This window comes from Adhaeribacter soli, from assembly GCF_008727925.1.
GTDB lineage: Bacteria > Bacteroidota > Bacteroidia > Cytophagales > Hymenobacteraceae > Adhaeribacter_A > Adhaeribacter_A soli.
Genome location: NZ_VTWT01000001.1, coordinates 35,732 through 57,361, shown reverse-complemented (window position 1 = coordinate 57,361; position 21,630 = coordinate 35,732). Strand labels below are relative to the sequence as shown.

Sequence of the window (21,630 nt, the reverse complement as noted above, 5' to 3'; positions counted from 1 at the left end):
TTCTTAATTATCATTTCAATGCTCAGCTTCTGGGAAACCGAATCCTTTCTAACCTACAACTATATCATCATTGGCAGCGGTATTGTAGGCTTATCTGCTGCCATTTCCCTGAAAGAAAAAGCGCCGGATAAAACTATTCTTGTGCTGGAACGCGGCTTGTTCCCATCTGGCGCCAGCACCCGCAACGCCGGGTTTGCATCCTTCGGCTCGCTTACCGAACTCCTCTCCGACCTGCATCATACGCCTCCCGAAACGGTGCTGGCGCTTACCGAAAAGCGGTGGCGCGGCCTGGCCCGTTTGCGCGAGCGCCTCCCCGACTCCGTAATGGATTACCAGCATACCGGCGGTTTTGAACTGCTCTCCGAAAAAGAACTCCCGGCCCTGGAAAGCATTGAAAAAGTAAACGAAGTCTTAAAACCGCTTTTCCCGGAAGGTACTTACACCAACCGCCCCGACCTGGTAAAAACTTTTGGCTTCGATCCGGAAAAAGTAAAAACCATTGTGTATAACCCTTACGAAGGCCACCTGCACACCGGCAAACTGATGAAAGCCTTGCTGCAACTGGCTCAAAGCAAAGGCGTGGAAATAAGAACCGGCGCGGAAGTAATGGATATAAAAGAAACAGAAAGTGGCGTGCGCGTGTACGTGCAGGACCCGGTGCGCCAGACCGTACCCTTTCAGGCCGAAAAAGTAGCCGTGTGCACCAATGCTTTCAGCCAAAGATTACTCCCGGAAATTTGCATAACGCCCGGTCGCGGCCAGGTCATTATCACCAAACCCATTCCGGACCTCAAATTCCAGGGTGCGTTTCACTTCGATGAAGGGTATTACTACTTCCGCAACGTAGGTCAGCGCGTACTCTTCGGCGGCGGCCGCAACCTGGCTTTCAAGCAGGAAGCCACCACTGACATTCACTATAACGAAACGATACTGAAAGAGCTCGAAAAACTGCTCCGCGAAGTAATCCTGCCCGGCCAGAAATTCGAGATCGACCAGCGCTGGTCCGGCATCATGGGCTTCACCGAAGACAAGCAACCCATCATCCGGAAAGTCTCCGACCGCATTACGGTGGGCTTCGCCTGCAACGGCATCGGGGTAGCCCTCTCCAGCACCGCCGGCGACGAAATTGCAGGATTGTTAATGGCTGATTAAAGCGGAAAGTGGTATCCTAAAGGCGTAAGAAATGCTACAGGAACAAACGGACGGAAGAGTAAGAATTTATCCTAAAATTCCTGTTAAAGAGATACGGAAGGAAGAAACGATAACCGATGCATTTCGTGCTTGCTTCCATATTCCTGGCCAAAAACAACGGATTCCACTAGATTAAAATTTTGGCATATTATAGCGCAAGCGTCCGCTTGTGCTTTCTAATAAGCAGACCATGGGGTTACGCAAGCACAAGCGGACGCTTGCGCTATCTAATAATGGAAGTTACTTAATATGATCTGGTATTACACAATCAATTCCGTTAAGGGATAAAAGGCAGCAAGCAGGCTATGAAAAACGAATCACTCCCAAAAAGGTAAAAATTAAAACATCAACCAGGCTTTACCATTCTGAATGAATAAAAACGAAACCAAACCCACTACCGGCCTCATCCTGGTTCTTGGCCTGCTCACCGCTTTCGGCCCGATGAGCATCGACATGTACCTGCCGGCTTTCCCGCAAATTGCCCGCGATTTCGGTGTTTCCGTAGCCTCGGTGCAGTACACCCTGGCCTCTTTCAACATCGGCATTGCCCTGGGTCAGCTTATTTACGGTCCGCTGGCCGACCAGCTGGGCCGCAAACCCAACCTCCTTGCCGGACTGGCCGTGTATGTGATCGCCTCCATCGGCTGCATGCTCACCAACTCGGTAGAAAGCATGGTGGCCTTGCGCTTCCTGCAGGCTATTGGCGGCTGTACCGGCATGGTAATTACCCGCGCCATTGTCCGCGACAAGTTCCACGGCAACCAGTCGGCGAAGGTATTTTCTACCTTAATGCTCATTATGGGCGTAGCCCCGATCCTGGCGCCAACCGTCGGCAGCCTGGTGCTGGAAGCTTTCCGCTGGGAATACATTTTCGGGTTACTGGCGGCCATTGGTTTAATTACCCTGCTATACGTGGCCTTCTTCCTGCCCGAAACCCTGCACCCCGAAAAACGCAACCCGGTAGCGCTCCGCAATTCCTTCCGCACCTACCGCCAACTGCTGAAAGACAAGCAATTTGTGGGCTATTCCCTCACGGCCGGCATGATCCAGAGCTGCATGTTTGCCTACATTACCGGATCGGCCTTTGTATTCACCCAGCTGTTTCATCTTACCGGTCGGCAGTACAGCATTTTGTTCGGGATGAACGCCGTGGGCATCATCGGGGCCTCTCAGCTGAACCACAAACTGCTGCTGCATTATTCTTTCAGCCAGATCCTGCGCCGCGTAACCTACTTTACCCTTTCGGCCGCCGCGGTGCTCCTGCTCATGGCTTATACCGGCTGGTTCGGCATTTACGGCATTGCGGTTCCGCTTTTCTTCACGCTCAGCTCGGTAGGTTTAGCCATGCCGAACGCTACCGCCGGCGCCCTCGAAAAATACGCCGCCCACGCCGGAACCGCCTCCGCCCTGGTAGGCACCCTGCAGTTCAGTTGCGGCGCGTTGGCTGCCGTAGCCGTAAGCGTTTTGGCCAACAACACTGCTTTGCCCATGGCCGGGGTAATTGCTGCCTGTAGTTTGCTCGCTTTTCTGATTTTTGGTGGTTTGGTGAATAGAGAGGGGAAGTGAAAAATTAGAATTGAAAGCGGTGGGATTGAAAGAAAAAATCCCAGTGTAGACTACACCGGGATTTTAAAATTTATAAAGTTTATTACAACTAAAATGCTGGGAATTTAGCTGTTATAAAATTCAAGAGATTTTTTGTTTTTTGAATTTTATAATCATGAAATGAGATTACAATTGATCTATCAAAAGAATTCGTACTTAATTCAGATATCTCGGTTTCTTCTGAATTTCTAGAGGGGTCGTGATTCAATGAAACAATTTTTATACAATTGGTTTCAAATTTTTGATCACTAAAGTTAATTACTTTTTGGTTAGCTTCATCTTGTTCATAGAGCATATCAAATAATGAAAGCTGAATGTTACCCTTATACTGCAATCCATCATTTAAACAATTTAGTTTATTGCCTGCAAGCATTTCGATTTTCTTTTTCATAAGGCAACAAGTTTTAATTTAAAAGCGTTTTCTCTTGATTTTCATAAAGGCCACTCTTCTTTATTGCATGAACGGCCTGAGATTCTAAAGAAGGAATATCACGCAAAGATAACTGAGTTTTTGGCTTCGCAATAGTTAATTCTTTATTGCGTATTGCTTTTCCATCAAGTCCTTTTCTAGGATTATGTATTGAGAAAAACTTAATATATCTATTAGGTGAAACCCCATCAAACATGAGAATACGTACTTTACCATCCTCTGTTTCAGTTTCTGTAATGGAATCTGAATGAAGCTTCATACACAGGCTTTTAACATAAGGTTCGATGTAATAAACTTCAGTAATGCCAGAAACTACTATGTGTCTCGCACAATTATGGCATGGATAAGTGGTACAATATAGCTTTCCGCTCTTCATTTTATCTCCACTCATTTGACTGCTTAGGATAATTGCATGCATCTCGGCATGAACACTTCTAGAGTACTCGATTAAACCTTTAACCTTTGAATTTCTTATTAAGGTATATGCTTGCTCTTTATTTGAGGGATTTATAATACCTATTCTAACCAACTCATCTGTGAGTTCCTCAGAAAGTAAATTCTTTTCAATGTCATTGAAACAAGCACCGTCTCCAACTGTCAATTTATTATTAGAATCATATGTAAGATTAATGCACCTGTTATCAGGCAAATTACTCTTCTCATTAAAATCATTATTAGGGCTGGCATACAAATTGCCACCAAATTTTGGAACATCATTCCAGCCGACACCTAAAACATGCCCAAGCTTGTCGGTTACAGCAGCTCCTACTTGTCTTGAAAGACAAGCAGAATTTTTTGCAGCAGATTTTGCATGATACATCGCTGTTTCATGGGTAGTAGGAGTTACAACTTCAGTATCAAAGATTAAATGTAAACACCTTTTAATTCTTTCAATTAGATTAAAGTTTGAATTCTCGCTAATTCTAAAAAAGAAATCACCTTTTACAAAAACATTTCTTACATCTTGCCCATGCTCGAATCCACTACCGGCATCTACTTTAATTAATTCGTCAATTTCACTTGGGGATAAATCGCATTTTCTTAAGGCTTCTTCTCTCTCACCTAAGGGAGTAAACAAGCTAAAAAAGTAAAAAAGCTCTCTATAAACAGTTCTGAATAAAGCTAACTCTTCTTTATTCTTTATACTATCAATTATATAACACTTCCTTTTACTTTCATAAATACTTTGATCTATTTCATTGAGGTCAAAATCAGATTTAATATTAAAATCTCCATCAGGATATCTTTTACTATGAATATTAAAAATAGCTAATTCAGCTAATATTGAAGTATTAATCGTCTTTCTTAATTCATCCCCAGTAAGAATTAACTCCATTTTGTCTCTGAAATTACTGGTTCGTCCTTTACTAAGTGACTCAGTATCAATAGAAACCTTATCCTTAAAGTCACGAATAAATTGACTTAGCTTTATAATTTCACATTCATAGTGGTACTCCTTTAACCTTTCAATAAGTGAATTTATAAATCCATCTTTATTCGTACCTATTGGGGCACAAATTCCAATTACAAGTTCTTCAGAAAATGTTTTCTCAATCTTTTCTTTTGTATTGGATTCTTCTGATTTATTAAAAATAAAATTGCCAGATAATTTCTCTGCAGCTCCCATAGTTTAAGTTGATATAACAATTCACAATTATATAAAAAATCTTACCCGTTCCTAAATCATTAACTAAATTTTTACTTCTTGCTACAACAAACATGTACAACTGATTCTTCATCTTCCCTCCTCCCCAAAAAAAACGGTATCTCACCTTTAAACTTTCCATTAATCATAATTTTCAGTAGTGAAAAAGATACCGGCTAGCATTGGTAACTTTGCTCAATCTGGAAAATCACTTCCTAAACCAGCTTAACCAGAACAATACAACAGGCAAGAGTTAAGCTTTTCCTTTAAATAACAATTTATATTCAACTCCTGCTATATTTGCAACAATTGAAACAGGTATAAAGTCATTAGAATACAAGTAGGCAGGGCAAACTTTACTGGTTATAGTTGCCTTCAAAGGTTTTAGTAAAGCATCCTGGCAGCTTTAGGTGGCCCCAGGACGAAGGCGGACAATTTCAAATTCTGTTTGCCGCCCCGACTTTGAATTTTAAACCTGCTCTGTACGACCTCTTTAAACCCCGAAACTATGCAAACCATTTTAGGCGCCGGCGGCAGCATCGGTACCGAACTCTCCAAAGAACTAACGGCTTATACCAATAAGATCCGCCTCGTTAGCCGTCACCCGCAAAAAGTAAACCACACCGACGAGCTCTTCCCCGCTGACCTCACCAACGCCGAAGAAACCGATAAAGCCGTAGCCGGTTCCGAAATTGTGTACCTGGTAGCGGGCCTGGAGTACAAGCTAAGCGTTTGGCAGCAGCAATGGCCGATAATCATGCGCAACGTGCTCGACGCCTGCAAAAAACACAAAGCCAAACTGGTTTTCTTCGACAACATGTACCTCTACGATGCCGGTAAACTGGCTCACATGACCGAAGAAACGCCCGTAAACCCGATCAGCGAAAAAGGCAAAGTGCGGGCGCAAATTGCGGAGATGCTCCTGCAGGAAGTACGCACCGGCAGCCTGCAGGCCTTAATTGCCCGCGCCCCGGATTTCCTTGGGCCGAAGAACAGCGTAGCCGTGGAGGTGATCTACAAAAACCTGGTGAAAGGCAAAAAAGCCAACTGGTTTGTAGATGCCGGTAAAGTGCATTCCCTTATTTACACGCCGGACGCCGCCAAAGCCACTGCCCTGCTCGGCAACACCCCGGACGCCTACAACCAAGTCTGGCACTTACCCACTTCCCACGAAAAACTTACTGCAAAAGACTGGATCAAACTATTTGCCCGGGAGTTAGGAACCGAACCCAACTACATGGTCCTGAAACCCTGGATGATAAGCCTCATCGGCCTGTTTATTCCCGTGGTAAAAGAATCGAAAGAAATGCTCTACCAGTACGACCGCGATTACTACTTCGACAGCAGCAAATTTGAAAAGCGTTTCGGCATGAAAGCAACCGCGCCGGAAGTAGCCGTGCGGCAGGTGGTGCAAATGCTGGAGAATTAAGAATATTAAATAAAAAAATAGCAGAGCTCGGCGCTCCTTGTTAAAAATTATTAGATTTGTTTTTCCCCAACAATCATTGCCTCATATGAAAAAGCGTTCTTCTCCTCAGGTAAATTTTTGGCTCCTTCTCGGAGTTTTAACGTCCTGCTTCGCTACGCTTTCATTTAAAACCATTGCTCAAACTGCCCCTGTAATACAATGGGATAAAACTTTTGGTGGGTCTGGCTTTGATGAATTATATTCTATTCAGCAAACAGCTGATGGCGGCTATATTCTTGGCGGCAGTTCCGATTCGGGGCTATCAGGAGATAAAAGCCAATCTTTACAAGGAACTTCAGACATTTGGATAGTAAAACTGGATGCCAATGGAAATAAGATCTGGGACAAAACTTTTGGCGGAAATGATTATGATATTTTAGGGTCACTCCAAATAACTGCAGATGGGGGTTACTTAATAGCTGGAACATCAGACTCAGATATTAGTGGCGATAAATCCCAGCCTTCACAAGGTTATGTCGATTATTGGATCATAAAATTGGACGCTTCCGGAAACAAACTTTGGGACAAGGTTTATGGTGGCAATACCATTGATGTACTAACTTCTGCCTTACAAACTGCAGATGGAGGTTATATTCTTTCCGGATTTTCTGACTCCAATGTTTCCGGTGATAAGACCCATCCTTCCCGTGGAAGAACAGATTATTGGATTGTAAAACTTGATCTGAACGGAAACAAGCTTTGGGATAGGACCTTTGGAGGTACAGAATTAGATGATAGTCCTAAAATAAAACAGACGGCCGACGGTGGCTATATTCTAGGTGGTAATTCTACTTCTCCTGTTTCAGGAGATAAAAGCGAAAACACTCAAGGAGCAGAGCCTGATTACTGGGTTTTAAAACTTGATAATGCCGGGAATAAAATATGGGATAGAACATTTGGTGGCGGTGATGAGGATTTACTTTATTCTATACAACAAACATCCGATGGCAGCTATCTTCTTGGCGGTTCTTCTAAGTCAGGCGTTAGCGGCAATAAAGTCCAGCCATTAAAAGGTTCTAGAGATTATTGGCTGATAAAGCTTAATAACACTGGTACAAGAATTTGGGAAAAATCGTATGGTGGCTTAAATAATAATTTTTGTTCATCAATACAGCAAACGGCAGATGGCGGTTATATTTTAGGTGGTTGGTCTGATTTTGGTATAGGCGGTGACAAAACTCAAATGGGAAGGGGAAATGCTGATTTTTGGATTATAAAACTTGATACAAGTGGAACCAAATTATGGGATAAAGCAATAGGAGGCAGTGATATTGACAACCTCTTGGCATTGCAACAAACCTCAGATGGTGGTTATATTTTAGGTGGTATATCCAATTCCCAGGCTGGTTTTGACAAAACCAGTCAATCAAAGGGTTTATCCGATTATTGGGTAGTAAAACTCGGGGCTGAAATTACTGGCTTCAATGAGGCAGAATTAACCTTACCCATTGCCATTTTTCCGAATCCTAATGCCGGAAAATTCAACCTACAACTAAGCAGGCTTACCTCTTCAACTGCAGAAGTATCCATTACCGATTTGCTGGGCCGGACAGTGCTTCATAAAGAATTTAAATTTTCAGATAACCAGCTTCTCGAGGAGATTTCAATACCTTATACCAAAGGGATGTACCTATTGCACGTGAAAACTGGAAATCGAACTGCTACCCGCAAAATAAGTGTAGAGTAGCCCTTGGAAACGGTAGGATTTAAGCAAAAAAAGGTAGCAATCTCCAACCTGCAGGTTAAGCTAAATCGGTAATTTCGGCCCATGGAAATTAAAAACCTTGCCCAAACCCCGCTGCATGAAATTGTAGCCTGTTTTAACCGTGCCTTCTCCGATTATTTTGTTCCCATTGCCGCTACCGAAGAAGCCATGGAAAAACGCTGGCGCGCCGGCCGGGTAGATTACAGCCTGTCTTTCGGCGCCTTCGATCAGGGGAAACTCGTGGCTTTTATCATAACCGGCGTAGACAGATTAAACGGGCTGAAAACTGCTTACAATGCCGGAACCGGCGTAATTCCGGAATACCGCGGCCAACGGTTGGTAGAAAAGCTTTACGAAGTTGCCCTGCCTGCCTTTAAAGTTGCCGGCATAAAGCAAAGTACCCTGGAAGTAATTACCCAAAACGAAAAAGCCATAAAAGCTTATCAGAAGGTTGGCTTCCAGATCGTTCGTACGCTGCATTGTTTTAAAGGCAACCTGTTAACTGATCCGGAGAACTTCCCTGTCAACGGCTATGCGATCACCAGAACATCAGAAATCGATTTTAACCTGTTGGCGCCGCTTCAGCCTTATGAATTTTCCTGGGATAACCGTAACGAAGGCGTAAGCATGATCCTGCCGGATCTGGAATGCTGGCTGCTGCATCAGCGCGGAATCCTGAAAGGGTACGTATTGCTCAACCCCGCTACCGGTTATTTAGCGCAATTGGGTTTTTCGGCAGAAAACATACCGTTTTATGGGAAGCTTTTATTCCGGGAAATTGCCCGACAAATTCCTGCCGTCAGGATAAACAACGTGGACAGCCGGGCACAGGAAATTTACAAACTATTAGAAACTGTTGGCCTGGAGAATAACCTCGACCAGTTTGAAATGTTGCTGAAGTTGCCTGCGTAAAGAAATCCGGTTAATTTTAGTTTCAAATGCCTTCGGCCAAAAACCCGTTGAAATGCTCGAGATAAACCTGAACCCTTTTACCGAACTGCAAACCGACCGGCTCATCTTGCGGCAGGTGCGGGAATCGGATGCGCCGGAAATCCTTTTTCTCCGCTCCGACGATGCCGTTATGAAATACCTGGACCGGGAGAAAATGGAGTCCTTAAATGAAGCCCGCCAGCTTATTCAGGATGCTCTGATTTCGGTAAAGAAAAACGAAGGCATTATGTGGGCCATATGTCTGCGCGGCACCGATTTCCTGATCGGCACGATCGGGCATTGGCGGTTCGATAAAGCGCATCACCGCTCCGAGATCGGCTATACCATACGGCCGGCCTTCTGGGGACAGGGCCTGATGAGCGAGGCCATGCAGGCCGTACTGGATTACGGTTTTAACCAACTGCACCTACACAGCGTGGAAGCTAATGTAAACCCCAATAACCAGGCTTCTATTAAGCTTTTAGAAAAACACGGCTTTGTGAAAGAAGCCCATTTTAAGGAGAATTATTATTTCCGTGGCCGTTTTCTCGATTCTGCCATTTACTCTCTACTGAAGCCCAAACGGTAAGCTTAAACTGTAAAATCCAATACCCTTTCTTTGCCGGAAGGGCTTTTTCATGCTTCAGGTCTACTGTTTTCTATTGCCGAATTGATATCGGTAAGCAGTTTTATTTTTCAAATCATTCACCAGCATCCAACCTGAAACCGGGCGCGTTGCGTATGTTTTTTTTTATTGCCGACCAATTTTTCCCGGAGCATGAAAGAAGTATTCGACGACGAGTTTTTTACCCGAATTTATTACCACAACACCGTTCAGGATTATGCCATTGCCCTGGTAACCATGGCTATCGGGCTGATCCTGGTCCGGGTCTTTAGACGCACCATTTTACAGCGCCTCCGGAAGTGGACCCAGAAAACGCATAACCAACTGGACGATTTCGTTTTCGACTCCCTCGACCGGTTCGGCATTCCCTGGCTTTACCTTACGGTAGTTTACATTGCCCTGCAATACCTTACACTGCACCAGAAAACCGAGAACATCTTCAAGATCGCGTTTACGGTTGCCTTTACGTTTCTCATCATCCGGCTTTTTGCCACCATCATCATGGCCCTGCTGGAAAGCTACGTCCGGAAACAGGACCGCGGCACCGAAAAAGTGAAACAGCTGGGCGGCTTAATGCTTATCGTAAACGGGGTCATCTGGATCATCGGCCTGCTCTTCCTTTTTGCCAACATGGGCTACGACGTAACCGCCGTAGTTACCGGTTTAGGAATTGGCGGTATTGCCGTGGCCCTGGCTGCCCAGAACATCCTCGGCGACTTATTCAATTATTTCGTGATCTTCTTCGACCGGCCTTTCGAAACCGGCGACTTTATTGTGGTAGATGAAAAAAGCGGCACGGTAGATTACATCGGCATTAAAACCACCCGCGTGCAAAGCCTTACCGGCGAGCAGCTCATCTTTGCCAACAGCGACCTGACCGGCTCCCGCATCCACAATTACAAACGCATGAGTACCCGCCGGGTAAGTTTTAAGCTCCGGTTAATTTACCAGACCTCGCTGGAAGACCTGAGAACCATTCCGGCCCTGCTGAAAAGCATTGTGGAAGAGCAGCACCCGGTAAATTTCGACCGGGCGCATTTTGCGTCGTACGGCGAATCGAGCCTCGATTTTGAGGTGGTTTACAACGTGCTCGACACCGACTTTAACCGGTACATGGATATTCACCAGGCCATCAACCTCCGCATTTTCGAAGAGTTCCAGAAACGCAACATCGAGCTTGCCTACCCAACCCGTACCGTTTTCACTGAACCAGGCAGCACCCACCCCGACAGCGGAAAAGTCAGCAGGAAGTAATAATTGGTAGAGCTCCCCTCCTTTTCAAGGAGGGACCGAGGGTGGTTTTCTTCAGCTTAAGGCAAAAGCGCTTTTCCAGACATCTGTGTCTGGAAGCAACCTGCCGGGGACATCTTTGTCCCCGTATGCAGAAACGCGGACACGGATGTCCGCACCAGAATAAGTTTCAGACACAGATGTCTGAAACAGCAGAATTATAAGCTCCCCTCCTTTTCAAGGAGGGGCTGGGGGTGGTTTTCGTCAGCTTAAGAAAAAATGGCCTAATTTATTGCGTCATCCCGAACACAAGTGAGTGCGAGAAAGCACGAAACTTGCGAGCGGAGCTCTGAGGGAGTTTATGAAGCCGAATATTAAAATTAAACCGTAAGCCAAATCATGCTACGCGCGATTTACCATTGTAATTCCCATAAGTTTCCTCGACGTTGCTCGGAATGACGCAATAATAATTTCAATTAACGACAGGCACTGTGGTAATTACTTCAATTTAAAAACACGAAAAGAAGATCAGGTCAGGATCTCCCCTACGTGCTTGCGGATGTTGTGGCAGATCTGGTCGATGGGCAGGTCGTTGGCATCGCGGCCGAAGGGGTTCTCGATTTCTTCAGCAATTAACTCCAGGCTGGCCAGCGCATACAGGATCAGCAGCACCACCGGAATTATGTAGTAACCTAAACTGAAAGACCAGCCGAAAGGCAGCGTCATGACGTAGAAGAAAATGAATTTCTTGATAAAAACGCTGTAGGTGAACGGGATCGGGGTATTTTTTATCCGTTCACAGGCGCCGCAATATTCGGTCAGGGCTTTTAATTCTTCGTTCAGTGCCAGGAATTGTACGGCGGAAATCTTATTATCGGAATGCAGTTTATTGGCCCGGGCGTAAAGCGAGGCCGCGATCTGGTTGGCCAGGTGCTTTTCTTTTTTCAGGTCCAGAACCGGGTCCAGCTCATGGAAGTCTTCGTTTTCGCGGAGCATGGTCTTTAGGCCGAAAGCAAAACTCGGGATCATCAGCCGGAAGTACTTTTTATCGGCTTCATCGGTGAGCATGGCCTGCAGTTTTATGGCCAGGTTCCGGGAACTGTTGGTAATGCCGCCCCAGATCTTGCGCCCCTCCCACCAACGGTCATAAGCCGTATTGGTCCGGAAAACCAGCAGCAGGGAAATCACAAAACCCAGCACGCTGTGCATCATGCCTACATTGCTCAAATGCTTCGAGGTTTCCTTGCTTACATAGTTCATTTCCAGGTAAGCAATGCCGCCGGCATAAACACTAACGGCCAGCATTAAAGGCAGCAACCGCCGGAAAGTATCGGCCCGGGAAAACCGGAAAATGAACGTGAACCAGTCTTTAGGGTTATAATTGATCATGCACAGCGCTTTGATTTTCAGCTGCGATATTACGCAATTTCCTTTTTTGCGTAAGTTGTTCGTTCCGGCAAGGCTGCATTTTTATTTCCGGAAGAAGGTACCGGAGAGTAAGGGAACTGTGTTACTTAACGGAGAAGGTATCCACTTCCTGCAGCCACTTCCTGGCCGGGGCTTCTTTATCGAACATCATAATTTCGAACTGCCCTTCGATGCGCTGGTGCAATTGGTGAAACGACATTTTACCGTAAATGCCGGGCGCCAACACCTGGGCCATGTACTGCAAACCCAGGGCGCGCACTTTGGGCGTCCAGTCGCTGGCGATCCATTCGTTGGCTACCTCCCAGGGGCCGATCAGTTCGGAGTGGTCGTTAAGCAGGCGCGGACAAGGCTGTTTCTGCAACATGGAAACGTAAAAATTTCCGCCTTCCATTACCGTTGCCACAGATTGGATACCGATCCAGCGGGCATGGATAAAAGCATTATCGGGCATGCGTTCTGCAATCAGAAATATATCGCCGTTCGCTTTCTTAAATTCTTTTCGCGCCATAGCCTCAGCCTCCTGTAAACTTAAATTACTGTAAATGCCGAAAATTAATTTTCAGGGTAAAAATAAGAACATTTCAAGGAAAGTAAAACCGGTTAGCTTTCTTAAAGTTTTAAATTCCTGATTTCAACAGCCTTACAAAACCCGGTAAGCGGTCAAGAGATCGAAAAGAAATTTTAAAGCTGAACTCCCGTTCTATATTTGCAGTACAAAGCTTCAGCATGAAAAAACAAGCCCGCGAGGTTTTATATTTTTTATTCAGCCAGTATTTATCCGACGGCCTCCGCATTACGGTAGGGGTTTTATTTCCCGCTCTCATTGCGGCACAATTCAATCAGTTCGAGGTAGGCCTTTCGCTTTCGCTGGGGGCACTTTGCGTAAGTATTACCGATACGCCGGGGCCGGTGCAGCATAAGCGCAACGCCATGCTGCTCTGCAATATCACCATTTTCTTGGTGGCCATCATTACCGGCTTTGCCCGCCTGAATCCATTTATCTTAGGCGCGGAAATCCTTCTTTTCAGTTTCTTTTTCTCCATGTTCATGGTTTACGGCCCGCGGGCGGCGGCATTGGGTACGGCCGGCCTCGTGGTAATGATCCTGACCATGGATGCGGCCTTAAAACCGGAGCAGGTGGTGCCCCACGCCCTTTTGATTCTGGGCGGCGGCACCTGGTACATGGTTTTAAGCTGGCTGCTATTCCAGATCAGGCCTTACCGGCAGGCGCAACAGACCCTGGGGGAGTGCATTCACGAAGTAGCCCGCTTTTTACGGCTGAAAGCCGCTTTTTACCAGCCGCGCACCAACCTGGAAGACGCTTATCAGAAATTGGTGGCCCAACAGATTGTGGTGAGTGAAAAACAGGATGCCGTGCGCGAGCTCCTGTTCAAAAGCCGGCAGTTTATGAAAGAGCCCACCGGGCAAAGCCGTTTGCTGGTACTCACCTTTGTAGACCTGGTAGACCTGTATGAACAAATTACGGCTACGCATTACGATTACGGCTCTTTGCGCGAACGCTTTGCCGGCACCCCGGTCCTGAAAGAGATTTCCGACCTCATTTTACTGGTAGCCGATCAGCTGGATGCCATCGGGTTTTCCATTCAGGCCAATATCCGTTACGGACGAACCCAGGACCTGAACCCTATCCTGGAACAGCTGAAAACGAATATCGATGCGTTGAAAGATACCGGCGGCAGCAACCTGGTGCTGAAAAAGATCCTTGTAAACCTCCGTAACCTGAACCAGCGCCTGCACAACATCCAGGAATATTATTCCGAAGCTTCGGCAAAGAAGACGTTCGGAAGCAGCCCCGCCGAGTTCTCGAAATTCGTTTCCCGGCAAGATTACGACCTGAAATTATTCCGCAACAACTTAACGTTCAGCTCCAATACCTTTAAGCATTCGTTTCGGGTAGCCCTGGTTTGTCTGGCCGGCTTTCTTATTACCAAGCTTTTTCCGTACGGGCACCACAGTTACTGGGTATTGCTTACCATAATTGTAATCCTGAAGCCGGCTTTCAGCCTTACCAAAAAGCGGAATTACGAACGCATTATCGGTACACTGGCCGGCGGCGGCATTGGTATTCTCATCCTGCATTTTATTCAGGACCGGACCGCCCAGTTCGTTTTCCTGCTCTTTTTCATGGTGGCTTCCTACAGTTTTCAGCGGCGCAATTATGTGGTTAGCGTAATTTTCATGACGCCCTTCGTGCTTATTTTATTTAACTTTCTGGGAGCCGGAAGCCTGAATATTGTGCAGGAACGCATTATCGATACCCTGATCGGGTGCGCCATTGCCTTTTCGGCGAGTTATTTCATTCTGCCAAGCTGGGAAGCCGACCAATTGCAGAAATTTTTAAAAGAAACCCTGGAAGCAAATACGGCCTATCTGCAAAAACTTTCCGATGCGCTGACCGGCCGCCAGGTGGGCACCGAAGAATACAAACTGGCCCGCAAACAGGTTTACGTGAGTTCCGCGAACCTTTCAGCTGCTTTTCAGCGCATGCTCTCGGAACCGAAACGAAAACAGAAAAACGCCAAAGAGATCCAGAAATTCATTATCCTGAACCACATTCTTACTTCCTACGTGGCAAACCTGGCTACCGCCCTGCTGCAGGGCAGGAACCATGCCCCGGAAAATCAGCGGACAGTGAAAAGAGCCTTAAGCAACCTGCAGGAAAGTATGAAAAAGCTGGGCGCTTTGCCCGGCAACAGTCCGGCGGACACGGTAACTCCGGAGCCGGCTGCAGCCCTGCCGGCCGTAACCAATCCGGACGAAAATCTGCTGAAAGAACAGCTAATGTTTATTCAGAAAGTAAGCACCGATATCCGGAGAGTTACCGAAACCATTGCCGCCTGATCTTTGACTTTTCAGCTATTTCCCCTACCCTTTTGCTTCTAATGGACAATAAAGGAATGGCTTTGGGGACTGTACTACCTGGTTATTTCCTTTTGCTGATAGGCTAATCAAATTTATTGCGTTATCCTGAGCGTCAGCGAAGGACCTTGTCGGCCATTAGCAGAAAAGCCAGAAGTATTGCTTTCCGCCAACGAGTTGTCTCACTAAGGCTCGACATGACATGCTTATTTATAAGATAGCTTCTAACTTATACCAGATGATATTTAGCAACGTTCTTTATTTGGAATAGCGCAAGCGTCCGCTTGTGCTTTCTACTTGTGCTTTATTTTAGCAGACCAGTTAAGCATGTAAGCACTAGCGGACGCTTGCGCTATAATCTGCCAAAATTTTTTCTAATGGAATTCGGTATTTACGGCTTGGCCTTATTTACCCAGTTCAAACATTTCGGCCAGCAATTCATACGAGCGGATGCGATCGGCAAAATCGTGGGTGATGGTTACGGCCATAATTTCGTCTACCCCGTAATTTTTGGCCAGGTCCTCCAGTTTAGCTTTTACTTTTTCCGGCGTTCCCGCTACCATTCGCTGGCGGTTAAACTGCACCCGTTCCAGTTCATCTTCCGAAAACTTATAGTCTTTTATGTCTTCGTAAGGTAAAATACCTTCCCGTACCCCTCTTTCGATCCGAAGCATTTGCACATCCATTACCGCCTGCAACTGTTCGGCTTTTTCTTCGGTATCGGCTACCATTACAAAGATGGCAAAATTGGCTTCGGGCTGCTTCCGGTTTTCCGAAGCCTGAAAATGCTCTTTATACATCTTTACCATGTGCGGGCCACCGTTCGGGTTTATAAAATGGGCAAAGGAAAAAGCCATGCCAAAGTGCGCCGCAAAAACACCGCTTTGCCCGCTGGAACTCAGCATCCACAAATCGGGTACCGTTTCGGCAATCGGTATGGCCCGGATCTTTTTCTGGTTCGGTCCGTTGGGTGCGGTATCGTTCAAATAATGGGTAAGGTCTACGAGTTGCTGGGTGAAATCGTGTTCGCTGAATGTATTGCTGGGGTTCAGCAGCGAGGCCGTGTAGCGGTCGGTGCCCGGTGCGCGGCCCAGCCCCAGATCGATGCGGCCGGGGAAAAGGGTTTCCAGCATCCGGAAGTTTTCGGCCATTTTCAGGGCGCTGTGGTTGGGCAGCATAATGCCCCCGGAACCAAGCCGGATCTTTTCGGTTTCGCCGGCCAAATGCGCGATCAGGACTTCGGGCGTAGAACCGGCCAGGCTGCCCGTATTGTGGTGTTCGGAAACCCAGAAACGGGTATACCCCAGCTTTTCGGCCAGTTTTACCAGTTCCACCGTTTCCAGAATGGCCTGCCGCGCGGTGCCGCCTTTCCGTACCGGCGACTGATCGAGAATGCTGAGTTTCATTTTTGGTTGGGGTGAGAGTGTTAAAAAGGATTGTTTTTGAATTGGGATTTCACAAAAAAGCTTTCAAACTTTATTTGGTCATCCCGACCAGAGGGAGAGATCTCCGGAAGAAGGTAGAGAAGCCAGAATAAATGGTACTACCAACCTGATGAGATCCCTCCTGTCGTCGGGATGACTAAATAGTTACTTTAACCCATTAAGTTAAATTCCGGCGTAATATTTCATTCCAATTCTCCTTGGACTGTGTGCACAAACCAAAGCACGGCAGCTAAGTATATTGTATACTTTCAAATAACCAGCAGGAGCCTTTTATGAGGCTGTCGCCTCACTGAAGTTGAAAACTTCAGATTATTTATAGGTCCAAGTTCCCGCTCCGCTCAAACTTGAACCAGCTTGCACGAGTACTAATAAGCGCTGGCCTGATTTAGTTTTTCCATAGCTTCCGCATCCAGTTTTAATTCTTCCGAAATTACCAGATCGCGGAGCTGTTCGAGGCTCGTGGCGCTGGCAATCGGTGCCGTGATGCCCGGGCGGTGCATAAGCCACGCTAAGGCAACCTGAGCGGGATTCGCTTCATAGTTGGCGGCTACTTCGTCTAAGGCCTGCAGGATCCGGAAGCCGCGTTCGTTCAGGAATTTGGTCATGCCGCCGCCGCGCGGGCTTTTTCCCAGATCGGCTTCGGCACGGTATTTTCCGGTAAGGAAACCACTGGCCAGCGCGTAGTATGGAATCACGCCCAGGTTATGCTCGCGGCAGAGCTGATCGTATTCTTTTTCGTATTGCTCGCGGGCGTAGAGGTTGTATTCGGGCTGCATGGTTTCGTAGCGGGGCCAGTTGTGCTGCTTACTGATCTCAAGCGATTGCTTCAACCTGTCGCCACTCATGTTGGAAGCCCCGATTGCCCGAACCTTTCCGGATTTTACCAGTTCGGCGTATGCTTCCAGCGTTTCTTCGATTGGGGTTTCCGGGTCGTCGTAATGGGTTTGGTAAAGGTCGATGTAATCGGTTTGCAGGCGTTTGAGGGAAGCTTCCACGGCTTTGAAAATGTAATCTTTTGCCAGGCCTTTGCCGCCTTCGCCCATGTCGGCGCCCACTTTGGTTGCCAGGATGATCTGTTCGCGGTTGCCGTTTTTCTTAAGCCAGTTTCCAATAATGGTTTCCGATTCGCCGCCTTTGTTGCCGGTCGCCCAGGCGGAATACACGTTGGCCGTATCGATAAAATTAAATCCGGCGGCCGTGAAAGCATCCAGGATTTCGAAAGACTTCGGTTCGTCGATCGTCCAGCCGAATACGTTTCCGCCGAGGGCCAGGGGAGCTATTTCAAGCCCTGAATTTCCTAATTTGCGTTTTTCCATGCGTTCTTTTGTTTATGCGTTGGGTTGATGCGTATAGTCTTAAGGTTGGTTTTTATGCCGGAAACTATACGGTTTTCAACAGCTTCCTGATATTCCGGCCGGATGAATTAGTTAAGGTGTTACGCAAGCAGGAGAAAAGTCCCCCTTTGGAGGGGGACCTCAAAAAAACTTATATAACGTCAGTTAGTTAATCGAAATAAATAATTTCTCCTTCTGGCGGCGCACTTTCTTTACATTCACCAGCGGGTCGCGCTCCGGATCGCGGTAACCCAGGGTCATGATCACGACGCTACGAAGGCCTTTTTCCGGCAGGTTCAGCACCTTGTCGAGTTCCTCGGGGCTGAAGCCTTCCATGGGCGTGGCATCCACTTCTTCGGAAGCTGCTGCTGCCAGGCCGGTTCCCAACGCCAGGTAGGCTTGACGGGCTGCCCAGTTAAAATTCACTTCCGGGGTCCGGCCTTTTACCATGGTTTTGATACCGTTCCGGAAATCTGCCAGCGTATCGGGGTTTACGCCCCGCTCTTCGGCCACGTGGTCGATGTATTCATCTATTTGTTCTTCTGTTACCGGATCCCAGGCGGCAAAAACCAGCAGTGCGGATGCTTCCACGATCTGAGGTTGTTGGGCCGCTTTTTCGAAGATCTCTTTCTTGAGGTCCTGGTTCTGGATTACCAGAATAGTATAAGGCTGCAGGCCCATGGAGGAAGCCGATAAGCGAATGGCTTCCAGAATATTGTTCAGTTTGTTTTCCGGTACGCGGGCGCCGGTCATGCGTTTGGCGGCGTAGCGCCAGTTCAGAGCTTCTAATAAATTCATATTTGTGAGAGCAGTTAATAAATTGTTTGCAAACTTAGGCGTTATCGGTATACATTTGTAACCACTATACCAGAGGATACTGGTATCCTTTAGGAAACCACAAGAGCCGGAATCATGAAAAGCGAACTTTGCCTGACCCATATTTTACCTATACGCGACGCGCTGGATATTATCAGCGGCAAATGGAAAATTCCGATCCTCACGGCTTTGTGCATCCATAAAAGGCGCTTCAAGGAGCTACACCGCGACGTACCCGGCATTACCGCCAAAATGCTTTCCAAAGAACTGAAAGACCTGGAAATTAACGGCTTGGTGAAACGCACCGTTTATGAGACCATGCCGGTTTCAGTAGAATATGCGGTTACCGAATACGGCCACACCCTGAACCCCATCATTTTTGCCCTCCGCGACTGGGGACTGAAACACCGGGTTAAAATACTTTCGGAAGATAAGGTTGAGGTTTAGATTCTTGGGGCTTTTTTCTTTTTCAGGCCTAACTTCAGTGCCTGGTAAAACTGCCTAAGCATGCAAACATTAAAATACCTGAGCAGAATCTCTCACTTAATTCCTTATTCATTGCCGTCTGCTTTAGCTGACGGTTTCCGGTCAAATGCCTCTATGGCTTTAGCCTAATTCATTTCTATGCAAGTGAAGAGTTTGGCTAAAGCCGAATTTGCTGTCCTTTTATCCGTCAGCTAAAGCAGACGGCAATGAAACGCCTTTAAATTCATTTTTAAAGCAGAAAGCTTACCTCTGTCAATTTCTGAGGTAGGATTAGCGATTAAAGTTTGGGCATTCCCCAGCGAAAATTTTAATGGTTAAGCCAGGAAGAATCCCGATCCTTATTCCGAATTTTACTGCATGGAAGGGCAGGAAACCGTAGGAGAAGCAACAGAAAAAGCCTCGAATGGCATTGGTTTAAGAAACGAACGGTCACTGCATGCCGCCTTAAAACAATGGTATGCTCAGCCGAACGACCGCTTCGAGATTCCCCTGCACGGCTTTGTGATTGACCTGGTGCGGGGCGACCAACTTATCGAGATCCAGACGCGGAATTTCACCGCCATTCGCCGGAAGCTGCAGGAACTGATAAAAACCCACAAAGTGCATTTACTCCATCCGGTTACTATTGAAAAATGGGTGGTACAAACCAACCCTTCGGGCTCCGAAATTATTTCCCGTCGCAAATCACCGACAAAAGGCAAACTCACCGATCTGTTTGAAGAATTGGTCCGAATCCCGGAACTAATGATGCACCCGAATTTCAGCGTGGAATTTCTGCTGATAAGGGAGGAAGAAGTGCGCTGCAAAGACGGCCAAGGAAGTAAGCGCCGCAAACGCGAGAGCCTGAAAGACCGCCGCCTGCTGGAAGTAATCGAAACCAGAAGCTTTCACCGGCCGGAAGAATTCCTGGCAATACTCCCTTCGGATCTGCCCCAACCCTTCTCGAATAAATGCCTGGCCAATAGCCTGAAGCTGCCCCTGTTCCGCTGCCGCCAGATAACCTATTCCTTGCGCAAAATGGAAGCTATAACCCTGACCGGAAAACGAGGCAACGAACTGCTTTACAACCGGAAGGCAGTTTTACAGGAATCTCCGGATTAAGGAAGCCGGCACTTCAACAGGCAAGGAACGTTGCCTTTCCGAACCACTAACTCCCTTATAAAATGGTAAGCACATTTTCCGGCGGCCGCCCGATAACAGCTTTGTCGCCTTTCACCACGATCGGGCGCTCGATCAGGACCGGATTTTCGGCAAGGATCCGCAGCCATTCTTCGTCGGTATAGGTTTTGCCGGCAAATTTTTCCTGGTAAAGCTTCTCCCCTTTCCGCACGAGCTGTTCCGGTTTCAGGTTGAGTTTCGCGGTAATTTCCTGCAGTTCGGCTACGGTTGGCGGCGTTTTGAGGTATTCCACCACTTCGAAATCCTTGCCCTTTTCCTTTAACAGATCGAGCGTACAGCGGCTTTTACTGCACCGGGTATTATGATAGATCTTCAGCATATTCCTTAATTTTGAACTTTAAATGTATAAATTTTTACCTGAAACAGCATTTCACTTCCCTTTAATTCCCGGCAATTCTCCCGCATTATCCAACTAAAACTGAACCACTTCCATCTAACTATTTGTTAACCAGGCTGCTCTAACGCTCATAAACCCACGCTATGAAACAAAACCTGAAAGAATGGCTCAAGCGCTACCTGCCTGCTGAAATTCTCTCGCTGGTCGCGACCCTGGCTTGTGCCGGCTTGGCTTTCCACTTCACCGGAAACCACCTGCAGGCGGCTTTGGTGGGAACCTTGGGCGGCAACCTCGTTTTTTTCGGCCTGATCTTAGGCACCGATATATATAAAACCCGCAAAAGCCTGAATTCAGACGGTAAAACCTACCGTTTTCCGGTCTTTCTCCGAAATTTGCGCGCGCTGCTGGTGGAATTTGGCCTGGCCGAAGTGATCGATAGTTTCCTGATTCGTCCGGCGCTGATGTATTATTTCCCGATCCTGCTCGGCAACTTTTCGGCGGGTATTGTAGTGGCAAAATTCGCCGCCGATATTACGTTCTACATTCCGGCCATTATCGGCTACGAACTTCAGAAAAAACACTTGGCCGGCAAAGCCTAGTCCGAAATTCATTCAAAAACACTTTCCTGATACCAAGCGTTTTACCGGCTGTAATTCCAAGTAAGTAAGTCGACAGATTTAGTTTACCAGGTTTATTCTAACCTTTTCTGTCATTCAGGAAGAATCTTGTGAGTTCAGGGCACGGAATTCACAAGATTCGTCCTGAATGACAATCCTAGTATTTTAAAATAAATGCGTCCATTAACTTAACTTCCTTAAACCAGGTAGTAAGTAGCAGGACTAAATCACCGCATTTCCTGAAAGGAAATTCGGTTAAATATTTTTCCGGATAATAGC

19 protein-coding genes are annotated in these 21,630 nt (G+C 46.9%); 11 read left to right on the top strand and 8 right to left on the bottom strand.

Annotation, left to right across the window (positions count from 1 at the left end):
- Positions 1-18: 18 nt before the first annotated feature.
- Positions 19-1,152: an NAD(P)/FAD-dependent oxidoreductase gene (locus F0P94_RS00240; protein ID WP_150901697.1), complete on the top strand. Its 1,134-nt coding sequence runs from the start codon at positions 19-21 to the stop codon at positions 1,150-1,152.
- 408 nt (positions 1,153-1,560) lie between these two features.
- Positions 1,561-2,757 carry a Bcr/CflA family multidrug efflux MFS transporter gene (locus F0P94_RS00235; RefSeq protein WP_150901696.1) on the top strand — a complete coding sequence of 399 codons (1,197 nt, stop codon included), beginning with the start codon at positions 1,561-1,563 and terminating at the stop codon, positions 2,755-2,757.
- An 88-nt stretch (positions 2,758-2,845) separates the two neighbouring features.
- On the opposite strand, the gene F0P94_RS00230 is transcribed toward F0P94_RS00235, so the two are convergent.
- Together F0P94_RS00230 and F0P94_RS00225 are read right to left on the bottom strand one after the other, a co-directional pair.
- Positions 2,846-3,187, bottom strand: coding sequence for a hypothetical protein (locus F0P94_RS00230; protein ID WP_150901695.1), 342 nt, complete (start codon positions 3,185-3,187; stop codon positions 2,846-2,848).
- A 13-nt stretch (positions 3,188-3,200) separates the two neighbouring features.
- Complete coding sequence (locus tag F0P94_RS00225) at positions 3,201-4,853, bottom strand: anti-phage dCTP deaminase (RefSeq protein ID WP_150901693.1); 1,653 nt, start codon at positions 4,851-4,853, stop codon at positions 3,201-3,203.
- Between the two features lie 526 nt (positions 4,854-5,379).
- Between F0P94_RS00225 and F0P94_RS00220 the strand changes: the two genes are divergently transcribed.
- The 5 genes from F0P94_RS00220 (at position 5,380) to F0P94_RS00200 (ending at position 10,853) form a co-directional block, all read left to right on the top strand.
- Entirely contained in the window at positions 5,380-6,300 is a 921-nt protein-coding gene (locus tag F0P94_RS00220; protein ID WP_150901692.1) for an NAD-dependent epimerase/dehydratase family protein, read from the top strand.
- A gap of 85 nt (positions 6,301-6,385) precedes the next feature.
- Positions 6,386-8,026 (top strand): T9SS type A sorting domain-containing protein, encoded by a 1,641-nt coding sequence (locus F0P94_RS00215; RefSeq protein WP_150901691.1) that lies wholly within the window; start codon positions 6,386-6,388, stop codon positions 8,024-8,026.
- A gap of 81 nt (positions 8,027-8,107) precedes the next feature.
- Positions 8,108-8,956 carry a GNAT family N-acetyltransferase gene (locus F0P94_RS00210; RefSeq protein WP_150901690.1) on the top strand — a complete coding sequence of 283 codons (849 nt, stop codon included), beginning with the start codon at positions 8,108-8,110 and terminating at the stop codon, positions 8,954-8,956.
- A 52-nt stretch (positions 8,957-9,008) separates the two neighbouring features.
- A complete protein-coding gene (locus tag F0P94_RS00205; protein ID WP_150901689.1) occupies positions 9,009-9,563 on the top strand; it encodes a GNAT family N-acetyltransferase in 555 nt (184 codons plus the stop codon).
- 189 nt (positions 9,564-9,752) lie between these two features.
- Entirely contained in the window at positions 9,753-10,853 is a 1,101-nt protein-coding gene (locus F0P94_RS00200; RefSeq protein WP_150901688.1) for a mechanosensitive ion channel family protein, read from the top strand.
- A 504-nt stretch (positions 10,854-11,357) separates the two neighbouring features.
- Here F0P94_RS00200 and F0P94_RS00195 read toward each other — a convergent pair.
- Positions 11,358-12,218 (bottom strand): bestrophin family protein, encoded by an 861-nt coding sequence (locus F0P94_RS00195; protein ID WP_150901687.1) that lies wholly within the window; start codon positions 12,216-12,218, stop codon positions 11,358-11,360.
- A 121-nt stretch (positions 12,219-12,339) separates the two neighbouring features.
- Positions 12,340-12,765 carry a hypothetical protein gene (locus tag F0P94_RS00190; protein WP_150901686.1) on the bottom strand — a complete coding sequence of 142 codons (426 nt, stop codon included), beginning with the start codon at positions 12,763-12,765 and terminating at the stop codon, positions 12,340-12,342.
- A gap of 218 nt (positions 12,766-12,983) precedes the next feature.
- On the opposite strand from F0P94_RS00190, the gene F0P94_RS00185 reads away from it, so the two are divergent.
- Positions 12,984-15,119 carry an FUSC family membrane protein gene (locus tag F0P94_RS00185; protein ID WP_150901685.1) on the top strand — a complete coding sequence of 712 codons (2,136 nt, stop codon included), beginning with the start codon at positions 12,984-12,986 and terminating at the stop codon, positions 15,117-15,119.
- A 422-nt stretch (positions 15,120-15,541) separates the two neighbouring features.
- On the opposite strand, the gene F0P94_RS00180 is transcribed toward F0P94_RS00185, so the two are convergent.
- The 3 genes from F0P94_RS00180 to F0P94_RS00170 all read right to left on the bottom strand — a co-directional run bounded on the left by F0P94_RS00180 (position 15,542) and on the right by F0P94_RS00170 (position 18,714).
- Complete coding sequence (locus F0P94_RS00180) at positions 15,542-16,543, bottom strand: LLM class flavin-dependent oxidoreductase (RefSeq protein ID WP_150901684.1); 1,002 nt, start codon at positions 16,541-16,543, stop codon at positions 15,542-15,544.
- Positions 16,544-16,947: 404 nt separating this feature from the next.
- Complete coding sequence (locus tag F0P94_RS00175) at positions 16,948-17,898, bottom strand: aldo/keto reductase (RefSeq protein ID WP_150901683.1); 951 nt, start codon at positions 17,896-17,898, stop codon at positions 16,948-16,950.
- Positions 17,899-18,081: 183 nt separating this feature from the next.
- On the bottom strand, positions 18,082-18,714 hold the full coding sequence (locus F0P94_RS00170; protein WP_150901682.1) for a nitroreductase family protein: 633 nt from the start codon (positions 18,712-18,714) through the stop codon (positions 18,082-18,084).
- A 114-nt stretch (positions 18,715-18,828) separates the two neighbouring features.
- Here F0P94_RS00170 and F0P94_RS00165 point away from each other — a divergent pair, with 114 nt between their 5' ends.
- Both F0P94_RS00165 and F0P94_RS00160 read left to right on the top strand, forming a co-directional pair.
- Positions 18,829-19,179 carry a winged helix-turn-helix transcriptional regulator gene (locus F0P94_RS00165; protein WP_150901681.1) on the top strand — a complete coding sequence of 117 codons (351 nt, stop codon included), beginning with the start codon at positions 18,829-18,831 and terminating at the stop codon, positions 19,177-19,179.
- A 396-nt stretch (positions 19,180-19,575) separates the two neighbouring features.
- Positions 19,576-20,319, top strand: coding sequence for a hypothetical protein (locus tag F0P94_RS00160; protein ID WP_150901680.1), 744 nt, complete (start codon positions 19,576-19,578; stop codon positions 20,317-20,319).
- 55 nt (positions 20,320-20,374) lie between these two features.
- Here the strand turns inward: F0P94_RS00160 and arsC are convergent, their stop codons facing one another.
- On the bottom strand, positions 20,375-20,716 hold the full coding sequence (gene arsC / locus F0P94_RS00155; protein WP_150901678.1) for an arsenate reductase (glutaredoxin): 342 nt from the start codon (positions 20,714-20,716) through the stop codon (positions 20,375-20,377).
- A 161-nt stretch (positions 20,717-20,877) separates the two neighbouring features.
- Here arsC and F0P94_RS00150 point away from each other — a divergent pair, with 161 nt between their 5' ends.
- The gene (locus F0P94_RS00150) at positions 20,878-21,333 is read left to right on the top strand and encodes a hypothetical protein (RefSeq protein WP_150901676.1); all 456 of its coding nucleotides are present in this window, start codon (positions 20,878-20,880) and stop codon (positions 21,331-21,333) included.
- The last annotated feature ends 297 nt before the right edge of the window (positions 21,334-21,630 follow it).

What these genes read in the sequence shown, in the direction of transcription:
- F0P94_RS00240 (WP_150901697.1), top strand. Translation starts at nt 19, where the DNA reads ATGCTCAGCTTCTGGGAAACCGAATCCTTTCTAACCTACAACTATATC.
- F0P94_RS00235 (WP_150901696.1), top strand. Translation starts at nt 1,561, where the DNA reads ATGAATAAAAACGAAACCAAACCCACTACCGGCCTCATCCTGGTTCTT.
- F0P94_RS00230 (WP_150901695.1), bottom strand. Translation starts at nt 3,187, where the DNA reads ATGAAAAAGAAAATCGAAATGCTTGCAGGCAATAAACTAAATTGTTTA.
- F0P94_RS00225 (WP_150901693.1), bottom strand. Translation starts at nt 4,853, where the DNA reads ATGGGAGCTGCAGAGAAATTATCTGGCAATTTTATTTTTAATAAATCA.
- F0P94_RS00220 (WP_150901692.1), top strand. Translation starts at nt 5,380, where the DNA reads ATGCAAACCATTTTAGGCGCCGGCGGCAGCATCGGTACCGAACTCTCC.
- F0P94_RS00215 (WP_150901691.1), top strand. Translation starts at nt 6,386, where the DNA reads ATGAAAAAGCGTTCTTCTCCTCAGGTAAATTTTTGGCTCCTTCTCGGA.
- F0P94_RS00210 (WP_150901690.1), top strand. Translation starts at nt 8,108, where the DNA reads ATGGAAATTAAAAACCTTGCCCAAACCCCGCTGCATGAAATTGTAGCC.
- F0P94_RS00205 (WP_150901689.1), top strand. Translation starts at nt 9,009, where the DNA reads ATGCTCGAGATAAACCTGAACCCTTTTACCGAACTGCAAACCGACCGG.
- F0P94_RS00200 (WP_150901688.1), top strand. Translation starts at nt 9,753, where the DNA reads ATGAAAGAAGTATTCGACGACGAGTTTTTTACCCGAATTTATTACCAC.
- F0P94_RS00195 (WP_150901687.1), bottom strand. Translation starts at nt 12,218, where the DNA reads ATGATCAATTATAACCCTAAAGACTGGTTCACGTTCATTTTCCGGTTT.
- F0P94_RS00190 (WP_150901686.1), bottom strand. Translation starts at nt 12,765, where the DNA reads ATGGCGCGAAAAGAATTTAAGAAAGCGAACGGCGATATATTTCTGATT.
- F0P94_RS00185 (WP_150901685.1), top strand. Translation starts at nt 12,984, where the DNA reads ATGAAAAAACAAGCCCGCGAGGTTTTATATTTTTTATTCAGCCAGTAT.
- F0P94_RS00180 (WP_150901684.1), bottom strand. Translation starts at nt 16,543, where the DNA reads ATGAAACTCAGCATTCTCGATCAGTCGCCGGTACGGAAAGGCGGCACC.
- F0P94_RS00175 (WP_150901683.1), bottom strand. Translation starts at nt 17,898, where the DNA reads ATGGAAAAACGCAAATTAGGAAATTCAGGGCTTGAAATAGCTCCCCTG.
- F0P94_RS00170 (WP_150901682.1), bottom strand. Translation starts at nt 18,714, where the DNA reads ATGAATTTATTAGAAGCTCTGAACTGGCGCTACGCCGCCAAACGCATG.
- F0P94_RS00165 (WP_150901681.1), top strand. Translation starts at nt 18,829, where the DNA reads ATGAAAAGCGAACTTTGCCTGACCCATATTTTACCTATACGCGACGCG.
- F0P94_RS00160 (WP_150901680.1), top strand. Translation starts at nt 19,576, where the DNA reads ATGGAAGGGCAGGAAACCGTAGGAGAAGCAACAGAAAAAGCCTCGAAT.
- arsC (WP_150901678.1), bottom strand. Translation starts at nt 20,716, where the DNA reads ATGCTGAAGATCTATCATAATACCCGGTGCAGTAAAAGCCGCTGTACG.
- F0P94_RS00150 (WP_150901676.1), top strand. Translation starts at nt 20,878, where the DNA reads ATGAAACAAAACCTGAAAGAATGGCTCAAGCGCTACCTGCCTGCTGAA.